Source organism: Sporosarcina sp. SG10008 (assembly GCF_044569405.1).
GTDB classification, from domain to species: Bacteria; Bacillota; Bacilli; order Bacillales_A; family Planococcaceae; genus Sporosarcina; species Sporosarcina psychrophila.
Genome location: NZ_CP172607.1, coordinates 2,530,089 through 2,551,453, shown reverse-complemented (window position 1 = coordinate 2,551,453; position 21,365 = coordinate 2,530,089). Strand labels below are relative to the sequence as shown.

Sequence of the window (21,365 nt, the reverse complement as noted above, 5' to 3'; positions counted from 1 at the left end):
GGCGTATTTGATTAATATTTCGGGAGGGCTAAGATGAGTAATATTACGGAAGAAGTCGCAAAAATCGCCGGTCCAATTGTAGAGGAACTAGAATTGGAACTTGTCGATGTAGAGTTCGTTAAAGAAGGAAGAGACTGGTTTTTACGGGTCTATATTGATACACCTAACGGAAGCATCGATATTGATCAGTGCTCTCAAGTTAGTGAAAAGTTGAGTGAAGAGCTTGACCGTACTGATCCAATTCCGCAAAACTACTTTCTTGAAGTGTCTTCACCAGGCGCAGAGCGTCCGTTGAAGAAGGAAGAAGATTTTCAAAAAGCGATTGGACAGTTCGTATTCATTAAAACGTACGAAGCCATTAAAGATATGAAAGAGTTCGAAGGTTATTTATTGGCATATGGTCCTGAAGGCGCTGAAGTTGAAATGCGCATTAAGACTAGAAAAATAAAAGTTGTAATCGAACTGGATAAAATCGCACTTGCCCGTTTGGCAATCGACTTTTCCGCATAATTGAATAGTAGGAGTGATTAACATGAGTAGTGATCTACTCGATGCATTGACAGCCTTAGAAAAGCAAAAAGGTATTTCTAGGGACGTATTAGTGGAAGCAATCGAAGCGGCACTTGTAACCGCATATAAACGCAATTTTAATCAGGCACAAAATGTGCGCGTTGACTTGAACCTTGATAAAGGAACAATGAAAGTTTATTCAAGAAAAGACGTTGTCGAAGAAGTCGAAGATGAGCGTCTACAAATCAGTCTTGAAGATGCACATAAAATCAACCCATCTTATGAACTTGAAGATGTTGTTGAAGAAGAAGTGACGCCACGCGACTTTGGTCGTGTTGCAGCACAAACTGCGAAGCAAGTTGTTACGCAGCGTGTGAGGGAAGCGGAACGTGGCATCATCTATGAAGAGTACGTCGATAGGGAAGATGATATCGTCAACGGTATTGTTGAACGCCTTGACGCACGAAATTTGTATGTTGGTCTTGGGAAAGTCGAAGCTGTTTTACCAGTAGGGGAACAGATCCCGACAGAAAAGTATCAACCCCATGATCGTATCAAAGTCTATATTACAAAAGTTGAACGTACATCACGTGGTCCGCAAGTGTTCGTATCAAGAACACATCCAGGACTTCTTCGCAGACTGTTTGAAGTTGAGGTTCCTGAAATCTTTGAAGGTATCGTTGAAATCAAATCGATTGCACGAGAAGCGGGAGATCGTTCTAAAATTTCAGTTCATACGAATAATGATGCAGTAGATCCGGTTGGTTCATGTGTAGGCGCAAGAGGTGCACGGGTTCAATCGATTTCAAATGAACTAAATGGCGAGAAAATCGATATCGTCGAATGGTCAGAGGATCCAGCTATATTCGTAGCAAATGCACTGAGTCCTTCAAAAGTAATTGACGTTCAGGTAAATGAAGAAGATCGATCGACAACGGTTGTTGTACCTGACTATCAATTGTCACTTGCTATCGGGAAACGTGGTCAAAACGCTAGACTTGCTGCCAAGATGACTGGTTGGAAAATCGACATTAAGAGCGAAACGGATGCACGCGAACTTGGGATTTATCCGTCAGCCACTAGTGCGTTAATCATAGAACAAGTCCAGTTGGATGGGGACGCGAACGAAAGCGACCCGTACTTCGTTGAAGATGAAGTAACAGAAGACGTTGGAACTGAAACAATCGATCTGTATACGGATACGGAAAACGAAGACTGAGAGGAAAGGTTGAGCACACATGACAAACATGAAAAAAATTCCTTTGCGTAAATGTGCGGCGACAGGCAATATGTTTCCCAAAAAGGAAATGATTCGCATCGTCCGCCCGAAAGAAGGGGAAGTTTCAGTCGATCTCACTGGCAAGAAATCAGGCCGCGGGACATATGTGTCAAAATCCGAAGAAGCAGTTGAATCCGCGCGCCGTAACAGATCGATTGAAAGTCAACTTGGAACGGCCGTACCTGAACAGGTATTTGAGGATCTTCTCCACGCGATCCGCCGGGAGGCATTAAAATGACAGATCCGAAAAAGATTTATCAAATGCTTGGCATGGCGGCGCGGGCAAGAATGCTTATTATGGGTGAAGATTTGGTTGTTCGGGAAATTCGTGCCGGCAAAGCACGTCTTGTAATTATTTCAGAAGACGCATCTAAAAATACATTGAAGAAATTAACTGATAAAAGTGCATTTTACAACGTTGAGAAGCATGTTTTCGGGACTCGAGAAGAGCTTGGACATGCAGTTGGAAAAGAGTCGCGAGTGGTGCTTGCGCTAACGGACAGCGGTTTTGCTAAAAAGGTGTCCGGGCTACTCAACGAATATAACCGGGGGTGGACTAATGACGAAAATACGAGTACACGAATACGCGAAACAAGTGAATCGGACGAGTAAAGAAGTTATTGATGAGCTTGGAAAGATAAATGTAAGTGTTACAAATCATATGTCGACATTAGATAATGATTCGATTACAAAGCTGAATAGTAAATTCAGTGGCAATGTCACTAAACCAAGTGCGCCAAAAGTAGAAACGAAGGGTGCTGAACAAAAAATGGCTCCAAAACCATCACAAGGTTCGACAGGCGGCAATCGCCCAGCGCAAGGCTCAACAGGCGGCAATCGCCCATCACAAAGCTCAACAGGCGGCAATCGCCCATCACAAGGCTCAACAGGCGGCAATCGTCCATCACAAAGCTCAACAGGTGGCAACCGTCCATCACAAAGCTCAACAGGTGGCAACCGCCCATCACAAAGCTCAACAGGTGGCAATCGCCCATCACAAAGCTCAACAGGTGGCAACCGTCCAGCACAAAGTTCAACAGGTGGCAACCGTCCATCACAAAGCTCAACAGGTGGCAATCGCCCATCACAAAGCTCAACAGGTGGCAACCGTCCAGCACAAAGTTCAACAGGCGGCAACCGTCCAGCGCAAAGCTCAACGGGTAGCAATCGCCCAGCGCAAGGTTCAACAGGTGGCAATCGTCCAGCACAAGGCGCACCAAGTGGACAAGGCGGACGCCCAGGTGGCGGAGGTCCAAGTCGTCCAGGTGGCGGTCGCGGTGGACGTCCACCGGCACGTGGTATAAACCAAGGGCGTAGAAGATATCGTCCAGCGAACCCGATTCCAAAAGTGGAAAAACCGTTACCGGAAAAAATCACTTTCTACGAATCACTGTCAGTTGCTGAACTAGCGAACAAACTAGGCCGGGAACCGTCTGGAATCATCAAAAAACTCTTCATGCTTGGTATCATGGCTACAATCAACCAAGAATTGGACAAAGATGCGATTGAACTCATCTGCGCAGATTATGAAGTTGAAGTAGAAGAAGAAATTCGTATCGATGTAACTGATCTTGAAACGTACTTTGAGGAGCATGAAGAAACAGCTATTGCTTCAATTGAACGTCCTCCAGTCGTTACAATCATGGGGCATGTTGACCACGGTAAAACGACACTTCTAGACTCGATTCGTAATACGAAAGTTACACAAGGCGAAGCGGGCGGTATCACACAGCATATTGGTGCCTACCAAATCGAAGAAAAGGGCAAGAAAATAACATTCCTTGATACACCAGGTCACGCGGCGTTCACAACGATGCGTGCACGCGGTGCGAAAGTGACTGATATTACGATTCTTGTTGTAGCAGCGGATGATGGTGTTATGCCACAAACAATCGAAGCAATCAACCATGCGAAAGCGGCTGAAGTTCCGATTATCGTTGCAGTGAATAAGATGGATAAGCCTTCTGCAAATCCAGACCGTGTTATGCAAGAATTAACAGACCAAGGACTTGTTGCTGAAGCATGGGGCGGAGATGCAATTTTCGTACCAATCTCAGCATTAAAAGGCGAAGGAATTGACCAGTTGATTGAAATGGTTCTTCTTGTTGCCGAAGTCGCTGAACTAAAAGCTGATCCAAACATCCGCGCACGCGGAAGTGTTATTGAAGCTTCTCTTGATAAAGGTCGCGGTGCTGTTGCAACGCTTCTTGTACAAGACGGAACGCTTCGTGTAGGTGATCCAATCGTAGTTGGTAACACATACGGTCGTGTACGTGCGATGGTAAGTGACATTGGACGCCGCGTGAAAGAAGCTGGCCCATCTACACCGATTGAAATTACAGGGTTAAGCGATGTACCTCAAGCTGGAGATCGTTTTGTTGTCTTTGAAGACGAGAAAACAGCACGCCAAATCGGGGAAACTAGAGCTGGTGAAGCGCTGCAAGATCAACGAGTTGAGAAAACACGTGTAACACTTGATAACTTGTTTGATCATATGAAACAAGGCGAAATCAAAGAATTGAACTTAATCGTAAAAGCAGACGTACAAGGTACGGTTGAAGCGATGGCATCTTCACTTATGAAAATTGAAGTTGAAGGCGTCAACGTTAAAATCATCCACACAGGTGCTGGCGCGATTAATGAATCTGATATTTCACTTGCTGCTGCATCAAATGCTATCGTTATTGGATTCAACGTTCGTCCAGATGTCAACGCGAAACGCGCGGCTGAAGAAGAAGGCGTTGAAATCAGACAACACCGTGTCATCTATAAAGTGATTGAAGAAATCGAATTGGCAATGAAGGGTATGCTTGACCCTGAATACGAAGAAAAAGTTATCGGCCAAGTTGAAGTACGCGAAACAATTAAAGTGTCTAAAATCGGAACGATTGCGGGAAGCTATGTGACGAGCGGTAAGATTACTCGTGATTCAAGCGTTCGTATCGTTCGCGACAACATCGTCATCTTCGAAGGCGAAATAGATACATTGAAACGCTTTAAAGACGATGCAAAAGAAGTAGCAAAAGGCTATGAATGTGGAATTACAATCAAAAACTTTGACGATATACATGTAGACGACGTTATCGAAGCCTTCATCATGGAAGAAATTAAACGAGTATGATTGTCTATGCGGAATGTTCATTCTTCATTCCGGAGGCGGCTTCATTGAAAGAGAAGCGGTCTGTTTTAAAACGGATGACGGACAGAGTCAAAAATGACTATAATGTCTCCATCTCAGAACTAGATCATCAGGATCTGTGGCAACGAACAACAATCGCTCTTGTTGCTGTTGCCTCATCAAAAGATGCAGCTGAGCGTGAGGTTAGGCGGGCAATCCGACTATTGGAGTCAAATCCAGAATGGGAATTGTCCAACTTAACGCTCGACTATTATTAAAACGGGATTGGGGTGACCATCCATGACAATGCGTGCTAATCGTGTTGCAGAGCAGATGAAAAAAGAGCTTGGTGAAATCATCGGTCAAAAAATTAAAGATCCACGAATCGGTTTTGTTACAGTAACTGATGTCGAGGTGACTGGTGATCTTCAACATGCAACGATTTACATTTCTGTTCTTGGAAAAGATTCGGAAAAAAAGGATACACTAAGAGGGCTGAATCAGGCGAAAGGATATATTCGTACTGAAATCGGCCAGCGAATCAGGCTTCGGATAACACCCGAACTTAAGTTCGAATACGATACTTCCGTTGCATACGGAACTCGAATCGAATCACTTCTTAAACAGGTGAAAAACGAAGACAATGAAGTAGAAAAAGAGTAGGGTGCCGCTAAGATGCGACGGGCATAAAGCGGGCCAGCGTCGCGGGGTACTATCCGCAGAGCTGGACTGATTTATGACCCTAGCATCTGGTACCCGGAGTCTAGCCAGTGGAAAAAGAGTAGGGTGTCGCTAAGATGCTTTATGACCTAGCATCTGGCACCCGGAGACTAGCCAGTAACAAAAAGGAGGAAGTCGGTGTCCACAAGGACTTTCCGGCTTCCTCCTTTTTACATATAGTAAGAATTGTGAAGGTGGTGGCGTGTATGAATGGAATACTTCCCCTGTGGAAGGAAAAAGGAATGACTTCGCATGATTGTGTATTCAAGTTGCGGAAGATTCTCGGTACGAAAAAAGTGGGACATACCGGTACACTTGATCCAAGCGTAGAGGGCGTATTGCCGATTTGTCTAGGACAGGCAACAAAGGTCGCTGAATATATAACAGATTCTGGCAAAGAATATATTGCGGTTGTATCCATTGGGACTGCAACTGAAACGGAAGATGCGGATGGAGCAGTCGTAGCTTCGGATTTATCACCGAAACATATCACTCGAACGGAAATTGAAGCAGCGCTCGCCAAATTGACAGGCGAAATCGTCCAAATTCCACCGATGTATTCTGCTGTAAAAGTGAATGGTAAAAAGTTATATGAATATGCTCGAAAAGGCATTGAAGTTGAAAGGCCTGAACGGAAAGTGTTCATTCGTGAAATCGAATTGTTGGATCCTGTACAATGGTATGAAGGTGAAACAGTTTCATTCCGCATCCGAGTTGCTTGCGGCAAAGGAACGTACATCCGCACGCTTGCAGTCCAAATAGGGGAGCTACTGGGTTTCCCGGCGCATATGGCCGCATTAGTCCGTACATCGTCAGGAACGTACGTGCAGGACGATTGCCGTACATTGGATGAAGTGAGGGCTCTTCAAGAAGAAGGGCAAATAGCCTCGATACTTCGTCCGCTTGAAGATGCACTAAGTGATTTTACTGCGATTGAAATCCCTGAGGAGCTTCTGGAGAAAGTAGAAAATGGACAAGTGTTGCCGGAGCATCCACTGCTGGACACGGAAGAGGCACTCGTGTTTATGAATGAAGGCAAGGCACTTGCAGTATACAGGAAGCATCCTACCAAGCTTGGTCTTATGAAGCCTGAAAAGATGTTTCCATTGAACAGGTAAGGGGCGATACTAATGGACATCTACAAATTGCATTATCCAGAAACAATTACGATTGACGATGATGCGAATTACTCCCTTGCGATTGGTTTCTTTGACGGCTTGCATAGAGGTCATCAGACAGTGATCAACGAAGCGAAAAGAAAGGCCGAAGAACTAGGTATCCGCTCGGCTGTTATGACATTCGATCCGCATCCCTCTCATCTATTTGGTGATGGTGAAAATAAGGTAGGTTATATTACGCAGTATAAGGAAAAAGCTAGGCTACTTAGTGCAATGGGGATCGATGCTTTGTTCATCGTAACGTTTGACTGGGCACTTGCTTCGCTTTCGCCTAAGCAATTCGTGGATATTTTCTTGAAGGAACTACATGTTTTGCATGTTACTGCAGGGTTTGATTTTACATTCGGTTCGAAGGGCGCGGGCACCATGGAGCAGATGGCTGCTTTGTCAGACGGGGCATTCGGTACAACTGTTATTGAAAAAGTAACAGATAATGAGCAAAAGATTTCCTCAACACGGATTCGTGAGCTTTTGTCTAAAGGTAATGTTGAAGAGACAGAATTGCTTCTTGGCAGACCTTTCCGGACAGTGGGTATAGTCGTTGACGGCGAGAAAAGAGGAAGGCTGCTCGGATTCCCCACTGCCAACGTTATGCCAGAGAAAAGTACAGTGTTGCCTGCAAATGGCGTCTATGCAGTGCGTTTTACTGTGGATGAACAAACATATGAAGGTGTGTGTAATGTTGGCGTTAAACCGACGTTCCATGATCCAAGTGATAGACAGGCCGTCGTAGAAGTGCATGTACTCGATTTTACCGGAGATCTCTATGGTAAAGAAGCATTTGTAGACTGGGTGGGACATATCCGTCCTGAGCAAAAATTCGGTTCCATTGATCTGCTTGTCGAACAGATCGCCAAAGACAAAAAAAGCGCACAAGAGATTCTAGCAGTACGAGGATGATTGTTGCATTTCCAAAATAGGCGTGGTACTATAAATACGTGCCAATGTGCACAAACCATTCCTTGGCATCGCGAATCACCAACGCTTGCTCGGGAACCGGGGATATCTTACTATATGGAGGTGAAGAAGATGGCTATCACACAAGAACGTAAAAATGAATTGATCAGTGAATACAAAATTCATGATACTGATACTGGATCAGCAGATGTACAAATCGCTGTCCTTACAGAAGAGATCAATAACCTGACAGAACATTTCCGTCTTCATAAGAAAGACAACCACTCACGTCGTGGTCTTTACAAAATGATCGGAACTCGTAAAAGACTTTTGAGATACTTACGAGACAATGAAGTTCAGCGTTACCGTGATCTTATTGCTAAACTCGGCCTTCGCCGTTAATAAGATGACTATCGAAAGTGGGCCTCGTGCCCGCTTTTTTTTGTGCGTATTTTTAATTGCGTTTAACTTGTTATGACTGCCATGGGCCCTATTATGCTCGCCATGGGCGCGGTTATGACCGGCATGAGGCCTGTTATGCTCGCCATGGCTTCGATTATGACCGGCACTAGCCCTATTATGCTCGCCATGAACTTACTCGTAAAAAACCATGTCAATGCCTTTACTTTGAACATAAAGCACTACGACATGCTTATGCATTCACAGTGGCGTTGTATTAGTAGGTGGCAGTCTCCCGCCCTAAGACTGGCGGCGAGGCAGATTGCAGGAATTCTTTATGTCCTTTACTTCCGTGTTTCATTTCCTACAAAAAAGTCCATAACACCACTAATTTCGCCCATTCTATACTAGAAACCACAATAAAGTGGTATACTGTACAAATGTGCCATGATGACGGTTAATGATGATAAAAACTTGTGTTCACTGAGCGCTATCACTTACACTACTACTAAGTACATACACGTATACAGTCGAGGCTGGGATATGGAGAGGGGTTCAATTATGACCGAGAAAAAAGTTTATACACTAGATTGGGCAGGACGACCGTTGACAATTGAAACGGGACAACTTGCTAAACAGGCTAACGGAGCAGTACTTGTACGCTACGGGGAAACAACAGTACTTTCAACTGCAACATCTTCTAAAAATTCACGAGGATTAGATTTCTTCCCTCTTACAGTGAATTATGAAGAACGCATGTATGCTGTTGGGAAAATTCCAGGTGGCTTCATTAAACGTGAAGGACGTCCATCAGAAAAAGCGGTCTTAACGAGCCGACTAATCGACCGTCCAATCCGTCCTTTATTCGCAGACGGGTTCCGCAATGATGTACAAGTTATTTCACTTGTTATGTCAGTTGATCAAGATTGTTCATCTGAAATGGCAGCAATGCTTGGTTCTTCACTTGCATTGTCGATTTCTGACATTCCTTTCGAAGGACCAATCGCTGGTATTCAAATTGGATTAATCGACGGGAAATTCATCGTTAACCCAACACCGGCACAATTGGAGAAGAGTGAACTTGACCTTGTTGTCGCTGGTACGAAAGATGCGATCAACATGGTTGAAGCAGGCGCACAAGAAGTTGCGGAAGATATCATTCTTGAAGCAATTATGTTCGGACACGGTGAAATCATTAAACTGATTGAATTCCAAGAAAAAATCATTGCTGAAGTCGGCAAAGCGAAAACGGAAGTTGCACTATTCACATTGGATGAAACAATTATGTCCGATATTAAAAATAGCTGTGAAACCGATCTTGTTAATGCAATCCAAACTGTTGAGAAGCATGCGCGTGAAGATGCTATCAATGCAGTGAAAAACGAAGTAATCGAACGCTACAAAGAAAACGAAGCGGACGATGCGACGATGAAACAAGTAAAAGGCGTTTTGGATTATATGGTTAAAGAAGAAGTACGTCGCCTTATTACGGATGAAAAAATCCGTCCTGATGGCCGTGGCCTTGACGAAATTCGTCCACTTGCATCTGAAGTAGGCATCTTGCCACGTACGCACGGTTCAGGTCTCTTTACTCGCGGACAAACGCAAGCGCTTAGTGTTTGTACACTTGGAGCCCTTGGTGAAGTACAAATCATCGATGGTCTTGGTCTTGAAGAAACAAAACGTTTCATGCACCATTATAACTTCCCGAACTTCAGTGTTGGTGAAACGGGTCCAATCCGTGGACCAGGACGTCGTGAAATTGGGCACGGTGCACTTGGGGAACGCGCATTATCAGCGGTTATCCCGAATGATACTGATTTCCCGTACACAATTCGTCTAGTAGCTGAAGTACTCGAGTCAAACGGTTCATCTTCACAAGCATCGATCTGTGCGTCAACAATGGCCATGTTAGATGCGGGTGTTCCACTTAAAGCTCCAGTTGCGGGTATCGCAATGGGTCTTGTGAAAAAAGGGGACAACTACTCTGTTCTTTCCGATATTCAAGGGATGGAAGATCATCTTGGCGATATGGACTTCAAAGTAGCAGGAACTGACAAAGGAATCACTGCGCTTCAAATGGATATTAAAATCGATGGTCTTTCACGTGAAATCTTGGAAGAAGCATTGACACAAGCAAAAGTAGGTCGCTTGAAAATTTTAAACCATATGATCACAGCAATTTCAGGACCGCGTGAAGAGCTTTCAGAATATGCTCCGAAAATTATCGTTATCAAAATCAATCCAGACAAGATTCGTGACGTAATTGGGCCAGGCGGAAAAGTCATCAACAAGATCATCGAAGAGACGAATGTTAAAATCGATACTGAACAAGATGGTACGATTTATATCTCTTCTCCAAACAATGAAATGAATACCAAAGCGAAAGCGATGATTGAGAATATCGTTCGCGAAGCAAAAGTTGGCGAATACTATATGGCGAAAGTGAAACGCATTGAGAAATTCGGTGCCTTCCTTGAACTATTCCCAGGTAAAGACGGACTGCTCCACGTTTCTGAAATTGCAGAAGAGCGGACTAAAGTGGTTGAAGATGTCTTGAAAATGGGCGATGAAATGTTCGTAAAAGTAACTGAAGTTGATAACCAAGGACGCGTTAACTTGTCTAGAAAAATTGTCATTCTTGAAGAAAAAGAAGCAGCTGAAAAAGCGAATAGCTGAATCGACATACAGCACTAGAATGGAAAGCCCCTCTTCAAGTGAAGATGAGGGGCTTTTTCTTCATTGTCCAGTCTCTAGCGACCACACGCTCGGGTCATAAGTCAATCGGGAGGGATTGAACTGCATCCCTCCTTGGTGTCGCAGGACGCGGCGACTTTAGACTGCCTTCCTCTTGTGGTGAACTTAAGCTGAGTTCTCTAACTCGGTCCGCTTGCGCTTTTCTTCATCCATCAAATATACTATAAAAATAGAATAGAGTTTAAAAGGGGGATTCCAAGAATGATAGAAACACATGTATGCCGAAATGGCGTCAGAATCGTCCATGAAAAAATGCCGCATGTACGCTCGGTTGCATTAGGGATATGGGTAGGTGCAGGTTCAGGAGATGAGATGGAATCAGAAGCTGGAATCGCTCATTTTATTGAACATATGCTCTTTAAAGGAACGCCATCACGAAGTGCGCGCACGATAGCAGAGGAATTTGATCGGATTGGCGGAGACGTTAACGCCTTCACATCGAAAGAGATGACTTGTTATTACACGACGGTACTCGGACACCAGGCACCTCGCGCGCTATCCATCTTAACGGATATGTTTTTCAATTCGACGTTTGATGAAGCAGAAATTGAGAAAGAAAAGTCGATTGTCCTTGATGAAATTGCAGCAGTCGAAGATGCACCGGATGATGATGTAGACGAACGGTTATGGAGCGTTATGTTTCCAGAACAACCGATTGGTAAACCAGTTCTCGGTGATGAATCGACAATCAATACGTTCAACCGCAAAATGATAGATGACTTCATGGGTCGCACGTATACGCCTGATCAAGTTGTTATTTCAGTAGCTGGCAACTATGACAATCGATTAATACAGCTGATTGAAGTTCAATTCGGTTCATTCAAAAAGGACGAGAAGATTGAACGGGCGACACCAGTAGCGTTACCTGAATTCCACGGCGGTATTACGCTGAAAGAAAAAGATATTGAACAAGCCCATATCTGTCTTGGCTTTACAGGGCTTACTGTAGACGATAAACGAATTCCAGAGTTGATTGTGTTAGATAGCATAATAGGCGGCTCGATGTCCTCGCGACTATTTCAGGAAGTCCGTGAAGAACGTGGTTTGGCCTACTCAATTCATTCCTATTTCTCCGCGTATAAAACGACGGGTGCATTCATGATATACGGTGGAACTTCCCCAGAGAATCTCAGAGAATTGTCCGATACGATTGATGAAGTAATTCAATCGATATTGACGGCAGGCGTTACAGAAAACGAATTGCATAATGCGAAAGAGCAGTTAAAAGGCGGGTTCCTGCTAGGTCTTGAAAGTTCAGAAGCAAGGATGCACCGCAACGGTAAAAATGAACTCATATTAGAGGAGCATAAATCAGTCGATGAAGTCGTAGCAATTATCGATAATATCGAATTAAATCAGGTTTATAGAATGGCAAACGACATCTTTAGTGGGCAACGGGCAACATCCATCATTGCCCCAAAGGATGTTCTAAAAGAATTTAATAGTTGATTGCTAGCGTTAGTCAGTTTTCCCGTGCTCATCTCATATGATGGATGGAGACGAAGGAAAGGGGAATGACGATGCTACTTTCAGAACTTGCTCAGAAGGAGCTTATTCAAGTTGAGGACGGGGTCCGCTATGGTTATTTGGCGGATACCGACCTTATTTTTAACGGGAGAACAGGGGATATTATCGGATTTGAAATAAAGAAGAAGTTCGGTCGGTTTTCATTCAAGAACCGTCAAGAACCTTCGGATGAATTCATACCTTGGCACGAAATTGTCTTGATTGGAGAACATCGTATTCTATTCGGAAAAACGCATAGTATGGATGAGTTGGCTAGCGATGAAAGATAATAACTGGCTCTTCATAGGGACGGACAGCAGATTGGCGGCTTGCAGCGACATCATGTTTGAAAGAGGATTTGCCACTCAACACATTGGAACCGATCATTATTCGGATGAACTTGGTGAAGTGATTGCGAACTATTCGCCAAGGCAAATTGTTTTCCCGATTTTACAAATAAAAAACGAAATTCCTCCTTTATTGCTAGAAGAGGGAACGGAACTTTATACAGGAGTCACCTCGGAACCATGGCTGAAGCCTCTAAGAGAGGCAGGATTGTCACTCCATTGCTATCTAAAAGAAGAGCAATTCATCTGGCAAAATGCGAAGCTGACTGCCGAGGGATTCATCCATGAATACTATGCGCGCACAAAACGGTGCATTTCAGGGACTCCTTTCTCCGTGGCGGGCTTCGGCAAGGTTGGTAAGGCGACAGCACATGCATTGGCATCTTTAGGGGCTGTTGTGACTGTCGTTGCTAGGTCTGAAGCTCAGATTGGTGAAGCTTGTTATCACGGATATAAGACGGAGCAGTTAACGGACGATTGGGCAATGAAAGAGGGAATGCTGATTAACACGATTCCCGCAAAATGGCTTGTGGCTACTGAGAACCCCAGACTGCACATTTATGACCTTGCGTCAGCCCCGGGCTGCCTAAAGGCGCAACTTTCATCTGAATACTATACAGTACTCCTCGGATTACCGGGAAAACACTTTCCTGTAGATGCAGCAATCGCTTTGGCGGATGCGCTCGAGAGAATGTATAGAAGATGAAAGGGGAACACGATGCTAAAGGGAAAGAGGATAGGCCTTGGGATTACGGCGTCACATTGTACGTATGAGGAAATTATACCAGTCATTGATTCGCTAAAAGACGCGGGAGCAACCGTTGTGCCCGTTATCACTCACTCTGTTTTGACAGCCGCAACGCGTTTCGGAACTGGGGAAGAATGGATTGCACGAATTGAAGCCGCAACGGGTGAAAAAGTTATCTCTACAATTGTAGGAGCTGAACCATTCGGACCGAAAACTCCTGTCGATTGTATGGTTATCGCACCGATGACTGGGAATTCCATGAGCAGATTTGCTAACGCGGCAACAGATTCACCTGTCTTAATGGCTGCAAAAGCTACGTTACGGAATGAAAGTCCAGTACTTATAGGTATTTCAACAAACGATGCACTTGGCTTAAACGCAATGAACCTCATGAAGCTACTCAATATGAAAAATGTGTTTTTCATCCCTTTTGGGCAAGATGATCCAGTAAAAAAACCAAATTCACTTATCTCCGATTTCACGCTTATGGTACCTGCTACAGCTGCAGCTCTTGAAAAAAGACAACTTCAACCGTTATTAATTATTCATGACAAAAAATAAAAATACAGAGCAGAATAATCGGATATATGATATAATTCCTCCAATGAACTGCTAACGATGTAAGGGACAGAAGTATTTATGTTAATCATGCTGTTTTTTGTAGCAATTTGGAAAACAGTATAAAAAATGCATGTCCTGATTATTTATGCATCCGTATAAGCTGAAAGGGAGATAGAGATGAAAAAGGTTAATGTTGCAATAGTCGGTGCTACGGGAGCTGTGGGTACAAAAATTCTTGAAAAATTACTTGAACGTAATTTTCCAGTCCAATCAATTAAGCTGCTAGCCTCTAAGCGATCTGCAGGTGCAGAAATTACGGCAGGTGGCCATAAATATATTGTTGAAGAAACGGTTCCAGAATCATTCGAAGGCATTGACATCGCATTTTTCAGTGCGGGCGGATCTATTTCAGAAAAGTTTGCACATGAAGCAGTAAAAAGAGGAGCGGTCGTCATTGATAATACGAGCGCATTCCGGATGATAGAAGACATTCCGTTAGTTGTTCCTGAAGTGAACGCGGGAGCTTTAAGCGGACATACAGGAATCATTGCCAACCCAAACTGTTCGACGATTCAAATGGTGACTGCGCTGCAACCGATTCGTGAGAAGTTTGGATTGGATCGAATTATTGTTTCAACGTATCAGGCAGTATCAGGTGCCGGATCTGAAGCAATTGAAGAGTTGGAAAGTCAAAGTTTGCAGTTTGAAAACCGCTCGAAAATAGAAGCAGCTATTTTACCATCTGCTTCAGCAGAACGGCATTATCCAATCGCATTCAATGCGATTCCTCAAATTGATGCCTTCGATGCTTCAGGATATACACTTGAAGAGCTCAAAATGATGAATGAAACCAAAAAAATATTTGGTGATCAGAAATTGTCCGTGTCAGCGACATGTGTACGTCTACCTGTCGTAACAGGGCATTCTGAGTCGGTTTATATTGAAATTGGTAAAGAGGGAGTTTCTGTAGAAGAACTTCACGCTCTACTTGAAAATGCACCAGGCGTCGTCGTCCAAGACGATCCATCTAAACAATTGTATCCGATGCCATTATTTGCAGAAGGAAAAGACGAAGTGTTTGTGGGCCGTATAAGAAAAGACCCAGAACACCCGGCTGGATTCCATCTGTGGATTGTATCGGACAATCTCCTAAAAGGGGCGGCACTTAATTCGGTGCAAATCGCAGAAACTCTGCTTAACTAATAAAACAAAGTAAAGGGCTGATAACAATGGAGCTTGGACGCGTATCGACTGCAATGGTCACCCCTTTTTCATCAACGGGAGACATTGACTACGACAAAACTGCCAAACTGATTGAACACCTGATTGCGAATGGGAGTGATTCATTGGTCGTATGTGGTACGACTGGTGAATCTCCTACGCTTTCCGTAGAAGAGAAGGAAGCACTTTTTACGTTCACGATAAAAGAAGTAAACAAGCGCATACCAGTCATCGCGGGGACTGGTACGTTTTCTACAAAGGAAACCGTCAAGCTTACACGGATGGCGGAACGGGTTGGGGCTGACGGTATTATGCTCGTTGCACCTTACTACAACAAACCTGATCAAAAAGGAATGTACGCCCACTTCGCGCATGTCGCAGGGGAAACTAGCCTACCAGTGATGTTGTATAATATTCCGGGGCGCTCAGCTGTCAACATGCTTCCTGAAACGCTCATCGCTTTATCGAAAATAACAAATATCCGAGCAGTAAAAGAAGCGAGTGGAAACCTGGAGCAGATGGTGGACATTATTTCAGGGACGGATCAGGGATTTTCAGTTTATAGCGGGGACGACTCATTGGCATTACCGACCTTGGCGATAGGTGGAAAAGGTATCGTGTCGGTCGCTTCTCACGTTGCAGGCAATGAAATGCAGCAGATGATTGCTGCATTCAAAGATGGACGGACAGAACAAGCTGGGGCGATGCATAGAGCGTTGCTACCTTTATTCCGTGCGATTTTTACCGCTCCCAACCCAGTGATGGTGAAATACGCGCTAGAAAAACTGGGGGTTGAAACTGGGGGAGTTAGATTGCCGTTGGTTGCGCTCGAAGGCAATGATGAACCCTTTGATAACGTCTGGAAAAACTATAGAAAAAACCTTCATATTTTCAATTAATCGGAGCCGGTATCAATTACCGGCTTTTTTTGTTTGTACAGATAGCTTCAGTCCCGTATAATGAAATATAGTCGTTATGGACGGGAATTATTAATAGGAGGAAACAAAGTGACAAAAACAAAAAATGAACTAATTAGAATCATTCCACTCGGTGGAGTTGGAGAAATCGGGAAAGCAATGTACGTGGTCGAAGTTGATGACGAACTGTTCATCGTTGACGCGGGGCTTATGTTCCCTGAAGGAGAAATGCTTGGAATTGACATCGTCATTCCAGATATAAGTTATATTGAAGAAAACAAAGACCGCGTAAAAGGGATTTTCCTGACGCACGGTCACGAAGATGCAATCGGCTCGATTTCCTATCTTCTGCAAAAAGTACAAGCACCTGTCTATGGTTCTAAATTGACAATCGCATTGGCGAAAGAACATTTGAAAGAAATGCCGGCACCCTCGAACGTTAAGTTTTTTGAAGTGACGAACAAAAGCCGAATGAATTTTAAAGGTACGTACGTAACATTCTTCCATACGACACACAGCATACCAGATTCACTCGGAATCGTATTCCATACAAGTGAAGGGGCAATTGTCCATACTGGAGAATTCAAATTCGATCAGTCTGCTAAAGGGAAGTACCGTCCCGACATTGCGAAAATGGCGGCACTTGGTGAAGAAGGTGTCTTCATCCTAATGTCGGATTCTTCCGAAGCAGAGCGTCCCGGTTATACGACATCTGAGTCGGTTATTGAAAAAAGTCTATCTAAAACGTTCCACGGAGCAGAAGGTAGAATTCTTGTCGCGCTTTATGCGTCGAATTTTATCCGTATTCAGCAAGTATTCGATACGGCATTGGAAACAGGTAAAAAAGTGGCAGTCGTTGGGAAGAGTCTAGAAAGTTACTTCGAAGTCGGCATGAAACTCGGTTATTTAACGATTGAAGATGACATTGTCATCCCAGTCAAAGAAATCGAGAAGTATGATGATGATAGAGTTGTTATTATCGTGACAGGTAACCAAGGCGAGCCGCTTGATGCGCTTGAGAAAATTGTACGTAAACAGCATAGAGACTTACGTATCAAAGAAACAGATACAGTTCTTATTACGTTTACACCATCTCCTGGAATGGAAGTTTCGATGTTCCAGACAATGAATGATCTTGCAAAAGCTGGTGCAAATGTTCTTACTTCAAGTAAGAATGTCCACGTTTCAGGGCATGGTAGTTCGGAAGATTTGAAATTGATGCTGAACTTAATGCAACCTAGCTATTTCGTTCCAATCCAAGGCGAGTATCGGATGCTTATTGCGCATTCCAAACTTGCACAGGAGACAGGACTTCAGAAATCACAAATATTTATTGCGGATAAAGGCGACATTGTCGAATATAAAAACAATAAAATGCGCATGAGTGGACGAGTTCAAGCAGGTAATATTCTGATTGACGGAATTGGGGTAGGGGACGTTGGAAATATCGTACTCCGTGATCGTAAACTACTTTCACAGGATGGGATCTTTACAGTTGTTGTCACACTAAACCGTAAACAGAAACGCATCGCTGCAGGACCGGAAATCGTCTCTCGTGGATTCGTCTATGTACGTGAATCCGAAGAGCTTCTTGAAGAGTCTGCAAATCTTGTCAGAAAAATTGTTGAGAAGTATGTGAATAAAGAGACGTTCGAATGGACAAACATTAAACAAGAGATACGCGATACACTTAGTTCGTATCTGTATCAGCAAACGAAAAGAAGACCAATGATTATTCCTATAATTATGGAATACTAATACAACAACTATATTTATTGAACATATGAATACTTTCACACCTGTATAAACTGAGCAAAGGTGCCTTACAAGGCATCCCTGAGCGCGGAAACGGGTAGAAGGAAATCTTTATTTCAGAGTATATAGAATCGATAATAATGCTACAAAGGGTTTCCTTGCCGTCTGACCGGCGGGAAACCCTTTTTTTGAAAAGGAGGTACCATAAATACATGGCTAGAAAATCAAGTAAGAAGAAAAAGAAATCAACCGCGCAGAAAAAGAAGTCATCCGATTTGCATCCGTTGATCTATGAAGTGATGGGCTTGGTGATGATTGGTCTTGCCATCATCATTATATTTGAATTCGGAATTGCTGGGAGAGGCCTCTCTTCTTTGTCTAGATTTATTTTCGGTAACTGGCATGTTGCGATCCCACTCTTGCTCATTGTTCAGGCACTTATGTTCATGATAAAACAGAAGGTAGGCGGTTGGAGAAACCGTGTTGTAGGAGGATGTTTATTCATCCTGGCAAGTTTTGTTCTGTTTAGTCATGTCCATTTGTTCAAGGAACTGTATGAAAGCCGTGTTCTTATGTCGAATTCGGCGCTTAAAGAAACATGGAAAGTGCTTATCACAAATGATGGCATCACATCAAGGAGTGGAGCGCTCGGGGGAGGAATGACGGGGGCAATTCTATTTGCCATGTTCTACTCGTTGTTTGACTCGGCTGGGGCAACAGTTGCAGGTATTTTATTGTTTTTAATCGGTATTGTTCTCTTAACGGGCAAAGCGCTTGTTCCATATGCAGCCGAACATTTCCCGAAACTACTTAAATCGATGAAAGATTCAATTCCCAAAAAAGGATCAGCAGTTAAAAAATCTTCGAGCGAATCAAGAACGACTCGCTCGAAGAGAAAAGCTAATACAGCTGATGAACAAGCTGTGCAAAATCTACCTCCGCTCCAACCGGAAATCGAAGAGGTTGTATCACAACCAATCATTTCGGCCTTTAGTGAAAGGAGAGATAAGCCTGTTGAGGACGAGCAGGCGGCAGTTGTAGAAGAAGGGCAACTACAAGAACAACAGGAAGTTGCCGTAGAAGTCAATGCTTACACAGGTGTCACAGGAGAAGAGGAGAATGAATCTTACATCTTGCCTCCACCGTCATTACTGAAACAAACGCCCATTATCGATCAATCGGAAGAGTACAATTCGATTCAGGCGAATGCGCAAAAACTTGAACGAACTTTCCTTAGTTTCGGCGTGAAAGCGAAGGTTACTGAGGTGCATCTTGGACCGGCTGTCACGAAGTATGAAGTGTTACCGGATACGGGCGTCAAAGTAAGCCGTATCGTGAGCCTCGCTGACGACATAGCACTTGCACTAGCAGCAAGTGGAATTCGTATCGAAGCCCCGATTCCAGGGAAGTCTGCAATCGGTATCGAAGTCCCAAACAGTTCGGTTGCTGTTGTCAGTCTGAGGGAAGTCATTGAAGCAAAAGAGAATAATCGTCCTGATTCAAAATTAATGATTTCACTAGGGCGTGACGTAACAGGACAGGCGATGCTGGCAGAATTGAATAAGATGCCGCACGTTCTGATTGCCGGTTCAACAGGTAGTGGTAAAAGTGTATGTATCAACGGCATTATTGTCAGTATCTTAATGCGTGCAAAACCGCATGAAGTGAAAATGATGATGATCGATCCTAAAATGGTTGAGCTCAATGTCTATAACGGTGTTCCACACTTGCTTGCCCCGGTCGTCACGGATCCACGGAAAGCATCTCAAGCACTGAAGAAAGTTGTTTCTGAAATGGAAAGACGTTACGAATTGTTTTCTCACACAGGAACTAGAAATATTGAAGGATACAATGAACATATCGAAGTCTGGAACGAAGAGAATGAGGAAAAGCATCCACGCATGCCGTACATCGTCGTTATTGTGGATGAGCTCGCGGACCTCATGATGGTCGCCTCCAGCGATGTGGAAGATTCAATCACACGGCTTGCACAAATGGCCCGTGCTGCTGGGATTCACTTGATCATTGCGACACAACGACCGAGTGTTGACGTTATAACGGGCATCATAAAAGCGAACATCCCATCTAGGATTGCATTTGCAGTGTCATCGTCAATCGATTCAAGAACAATTTTGGATGGCGGCGGTGCGGAAAAACTACTTGGTAGGGGGGACATGCTGTTCCTTCCGGCGGGTGTCGCAAAACCGGTCCGGATTCAAGGGGCGTTCGTGACGGATGCAGAAGTTGAGGCAGTTGTCGATTTTGTTATTGAGCAGCAGAAAGCTCAATATCAAGAAGAAATGATTCCAACAGAAATAGAAGAAGTAGCACCACATGAAGAAACGGATGACTATTACGATGAAGCAGTTCAACTTGTGACGGACATGCAGACAGCTTCCGTCTCCTTATTGCAGCGTCGTTTCAGGGTCGGCTATTCGAGAGCCGCACGCATTGTAGATCAGATGGAGATGCGGGGGATTGTAGGACCACCTGAAGGCAGTAAACCGCGTCAAGTGCTAATGAGTAAGGACGAAACGGATATTTAATCCTGAAAAGAATGGCAGAATAGGTATATTTGAGCACATCAAAAGAACACATTGATAATATTTTTCGAAGTATTGTTTATTTTATATGACGAAAGTGATATAGTATGGATGATTAGTAGTGACGTTTAACATCAGAGGTCTGACCTCGTTGAGGGGGAGATGTAATGATGGTAAAGGCGGACCAAAGGCATCTATATGTCCAGGTGATTGAACGTCTGAAAAAGGACATTGAATCGGGAATATTCAAAGAGAATGAGCGGTTCCCTTCGGAATTTGAACTCGCTCGTACGTTGGGTGTCAGCCGTGCAACACTCCGTGAAGCACTTCGTGTATTAGAGGAGGATAAAGTCATTGTCCGTAAACATGGTGTTGGAACATTCGTTAAACCAAAACCATTGTTTTCATCTGGCATTGAAAACTTAACCAGTGTTTCTTCTATGATTCGTGATGCGGGGATGGAGCCAGGAACGATTTTTATGGACGTTTTAGAGACGATACCATGTGATGAAAGTATCGCAAAGTTCGGATGTAGTGAAGATGAGCGTCTAGTTACAATTAAAAGAGTAAGGACTGCGGACGGCGACCCGGTCGTCTATTGTATTGATAAGGTTCTTTCAAAAAATCTTTCGTCTGGAACGGACGAGTTATTGAATAATTCCCTATTCGACGCAATCGAAAAGTCAGGTACAATCCGTATTGTTCAAGCTGTGGCGCACATTGAACCTGTTGGATACGATGATGAAGCATCGTCCATCCTGAGGTGTGGGATTGACGTTCCACTCCTTGTCCTCCGGCAACATCATTACAGTGAGGAAGGCGAAATGGTCCTCTACTCGAAAAATTATTTTCGAGCTGATAAATTCAGCTTCCACGTAGTACGCAAAAGGGTATAAGACGTTAATACGT

General features: G+C 43.9%; 20 protein-coding genes. All 20 read left to right on the top strand.

Features of this window, described 5'->3' with window-relative positions; translation table 11 throughout:
- The first annotated feature begins 33 nt into the window (after positions 1-33).
- The 20 genes from rimP to ACGLYD_RS12190 all read left to right on the top strand — a co-directional run bounded on the left by rimP (position 34) and on the right by ACGLYD_RS12190 (position 21,352).
- The gene (gene rimP / locus ACGLYD_RS12285) at positions 34-510 is read left to right on the top strand and encodes a ribosome maturation factor RimP (RefSeq protein WP_067211160.1); all 477 of its coding nucleotides are present in this window, start codon (positions 34-36) and stop codon (positions 508-510) included.
- Between the two features lie 22 nt (positions 511-532).
- Positions 533-1,729 (top strand): transcription termination factor NusA, encoded by a 1,197-nt coding sequence (gene nusA, locus ACGLYD_RS12280; RefSeq protein WP_187045374.1) that lies wholly within the window; start codon positions 533-535, stop codon positions 1,727-1,729.
- Between the two features lie 19 nt (positions 1,730-1,748).
- On the top strand, positions 1,749-2,027 hold the full coding sequence (gene rnpM / locus ACGLYD_RS12275) for an RNase P modulator RnpM (protein ID WP_067211155.1): 279 nt from the start codon (positions 1,749-1,751) through the stop codon (positions 2,025-2,027).
- Positions 2,024-2,401 (top strand): YlxQ family RNA-binding protein, encoded by a 378-nt coding sequence (locus ACGLYD_RS12270; protein WP_067211153.1) that lies wholly within the window; start codon positions 2,024-2,026, stop codon positions 2,399-2,401. Before rnpM ends, ACGLYD_RS12270 begins: the two co-directional genes overlap by 4 nt.
- The gene (infB, locus tag ACGLYD_RS12265; protein WP_399628153.1) at positions 2,349-4,910 is read left to right on the top strand and encodes a translation initiation factor IF-2; all 2,562 of its coding nucleotides are present in this window, start codon (positions 2,349-2,351) and stop codon (positions 4,908-4,910) included. The genes ACGLYD_RS12270 and infB overlap by 53 nt, the downstream gene beginning before the upstream one ends.
- 44 nt (positions 4,911-4,954) lie before the next feature.
- Positions 4,955-5,185 carry a DUF503 domain-containing protein gene (locus tag ACGLYD_RS12260; protein WP_370569893.1) on the top strand — a complete coding sequence of 77 codons (231 nt, stop codon included), beginning with the start codon at positions 4,955-4,957 and terminating at the stop codon, positions 5,183-5,185.
- A 22-nt stretch (positions 5,186-5,207) separates the two neighbouring features.
- Positions 5,208-5,570 (top strand): 30S ribosome-binding factor RbfA, encoded by a 363-nt coding sequence (rbfA, locus tag ACGLYD_RS12255; RefSeq protein WP_067211145.1) that lies wholly within the window; start codon positions 5,208-5,210, stop codon positions 5,568-5,570.
- A gap of 263 nt (positions 5,571-5,833) precedes the next feature.
- Positions 5,834-6,745, top strand: coding sequence for a tRNA pseudouridine(55) synthase TruB (truB, locus tag ACGLYD_RS12250; protein WP_340740388.1), 912 nt, complete (start codon positions 5,834-5,836; stop codon positions 6,743-6,745).
- 12 nt (positions 6,746-6,757) lie between these two features.
- Positions 6,758-7,705, top strand: a complete 948-nt coding sequence (locus tag ACGLYD_RS12245; RefSeq protein ID WP_187045371.1) for a bifunctional riboflavin kinase/FAD synthetase — start codon at positions 6,758-6,760, stop codon at positions 7,703-7,705.
- A gap of 129 nt (positions 7,706-7,834) precedes the next feature.
- A complete protein-coding gene (gene rpsO / locus ACGLYD_RS12240; protein ID WP_067211137.1) occupies positions 7,835-8,104 on the top strand; it encodes a 30S ribosomal protein S15 in 270 nt (89 codons plus the stop codon).
- 558 nt (positions 8,105-8,662) lie between these two features.
- Positions 8,663-10,780 (top strand): polyribonucleotide nucleotidyltransferase, encoded by a 2,118-nt coding sequence (gene pnp, locus ACGLYD_RS12235; protein ID WP_067211135.1) that lies wholly within the window; start codon positions 8,663-8,665, stop codon positions 10,778-10,780.
- Positions 10,781-11,059: 279 nt separating this feature from the next.
- Positions 11,060-12,307 (top strand): pitrilysin family protein, encoded by a 1,248-nt coding sequence (locus ACGLYD_RS12230; RefSeq protein ID WP_067211132.1) that lies wholly within the window; start codon positions 11,060-11,062, stop codon positions 12,305-12,307.
- A gap of 71 nt (positions 12,308-12,378) precedes the next feature.
- Positions 12,379-12,654 carry a YlmC/YmxH family sporulation protein gene (locus ACGLYD_RS12225; RefSeq protein WP_067211130.1) on the top strand — a complete coding sequence of 92 codons (276 nt, stop codon included), beginning with the start codon at positions 12,379-12,381 and terminating at the stop codon, positions 12,652-12,654.
- Positions 12,644-13,417 (top strand): dipicolinate synthase, encoded by a 774-nt coding sequence (locus ACGLYD_RS12220; protein WP_399628146.1) that lies wholly within the window; start codon positions 12,644-12,646, stop codon positions 13,415-13,417. Before ACGLYD_RS12225 ends, ACGLYD_RS12220 begins: the two co-directional genes overlap by 11 nt.
- 12 nt (positions 13,418-13,429) lie before the next feature.
- Positions 13,430-14,020 (top strand): dipicolinate synthase subunit B, encoded by a 591-nt coding sequence (locus tag ACGLYD_RS12215; protein ID WP_067211124.1) that lies wholly within the window; start codon positions 13,430-13,432, stop codon positions 14,018-14,020.
- A gap of 177 nt (positions 14,021-14,197) precedes the next feature.
- Positions 14,198-15,223, top strand: coding sequence for an aspartate-semialdehyde dehydrogenase (locus ACGLYD_RS12210; protein ID WP_067211122.1), 1,026 nt, complete (start codon positions 14,198-14,200; stop codon positions 15,221-15,223).
- A 26-nt stretch (positions 15,224-15,249) separates the two neighbouring features.
- A complete protein-coding gene (gene dapA / locus ACGLYD_RS12205) occupies positions 15,250-16,140 on the top strand; it encodes a 4-hydroxy-tetrahydrodipicolinate synthase (RefSeq protein WP_067211119.1) in 891 nt (296 codons plus the stop codon).
- 108 nt (positions 16,141-16,248) lie between these two features.
- Positions 16,249-17,916 (top strand): ribonuclease J, encoded by a 1,668-nt coding sequence (locus ACGLYD_RS12200; RefSeq protein ID WP_067211116.1) that lies wholly within the window; start codon positions 16,249-16,251, stop codon positions 17,914-17,916.
- Between the two features lie 209 nt (positions 17,917-18,125).
- Entirely contained in the window at positions 18,126-20,459 is a 2,334-nt protein-coding gene (locus ACGLYD_RS12195) for a DNA translocase FtsK (protein ID WP_187045365.1), read from the top strand.
- Between the two features lie 164 nt (positions 20,460-20,623).
- A complete protein-coding gene (locus ACGLYD_RS12190; protein WP_067211112.1) occupies positions 20,624-21,352 on the top strand; it encodes a GntR family transcriptional regulator in 729 nt (242 codons plus the stop codon).
- The last annotated feature ends 13 nt before the right edge of the window (positions 21,353-21,365 follow it).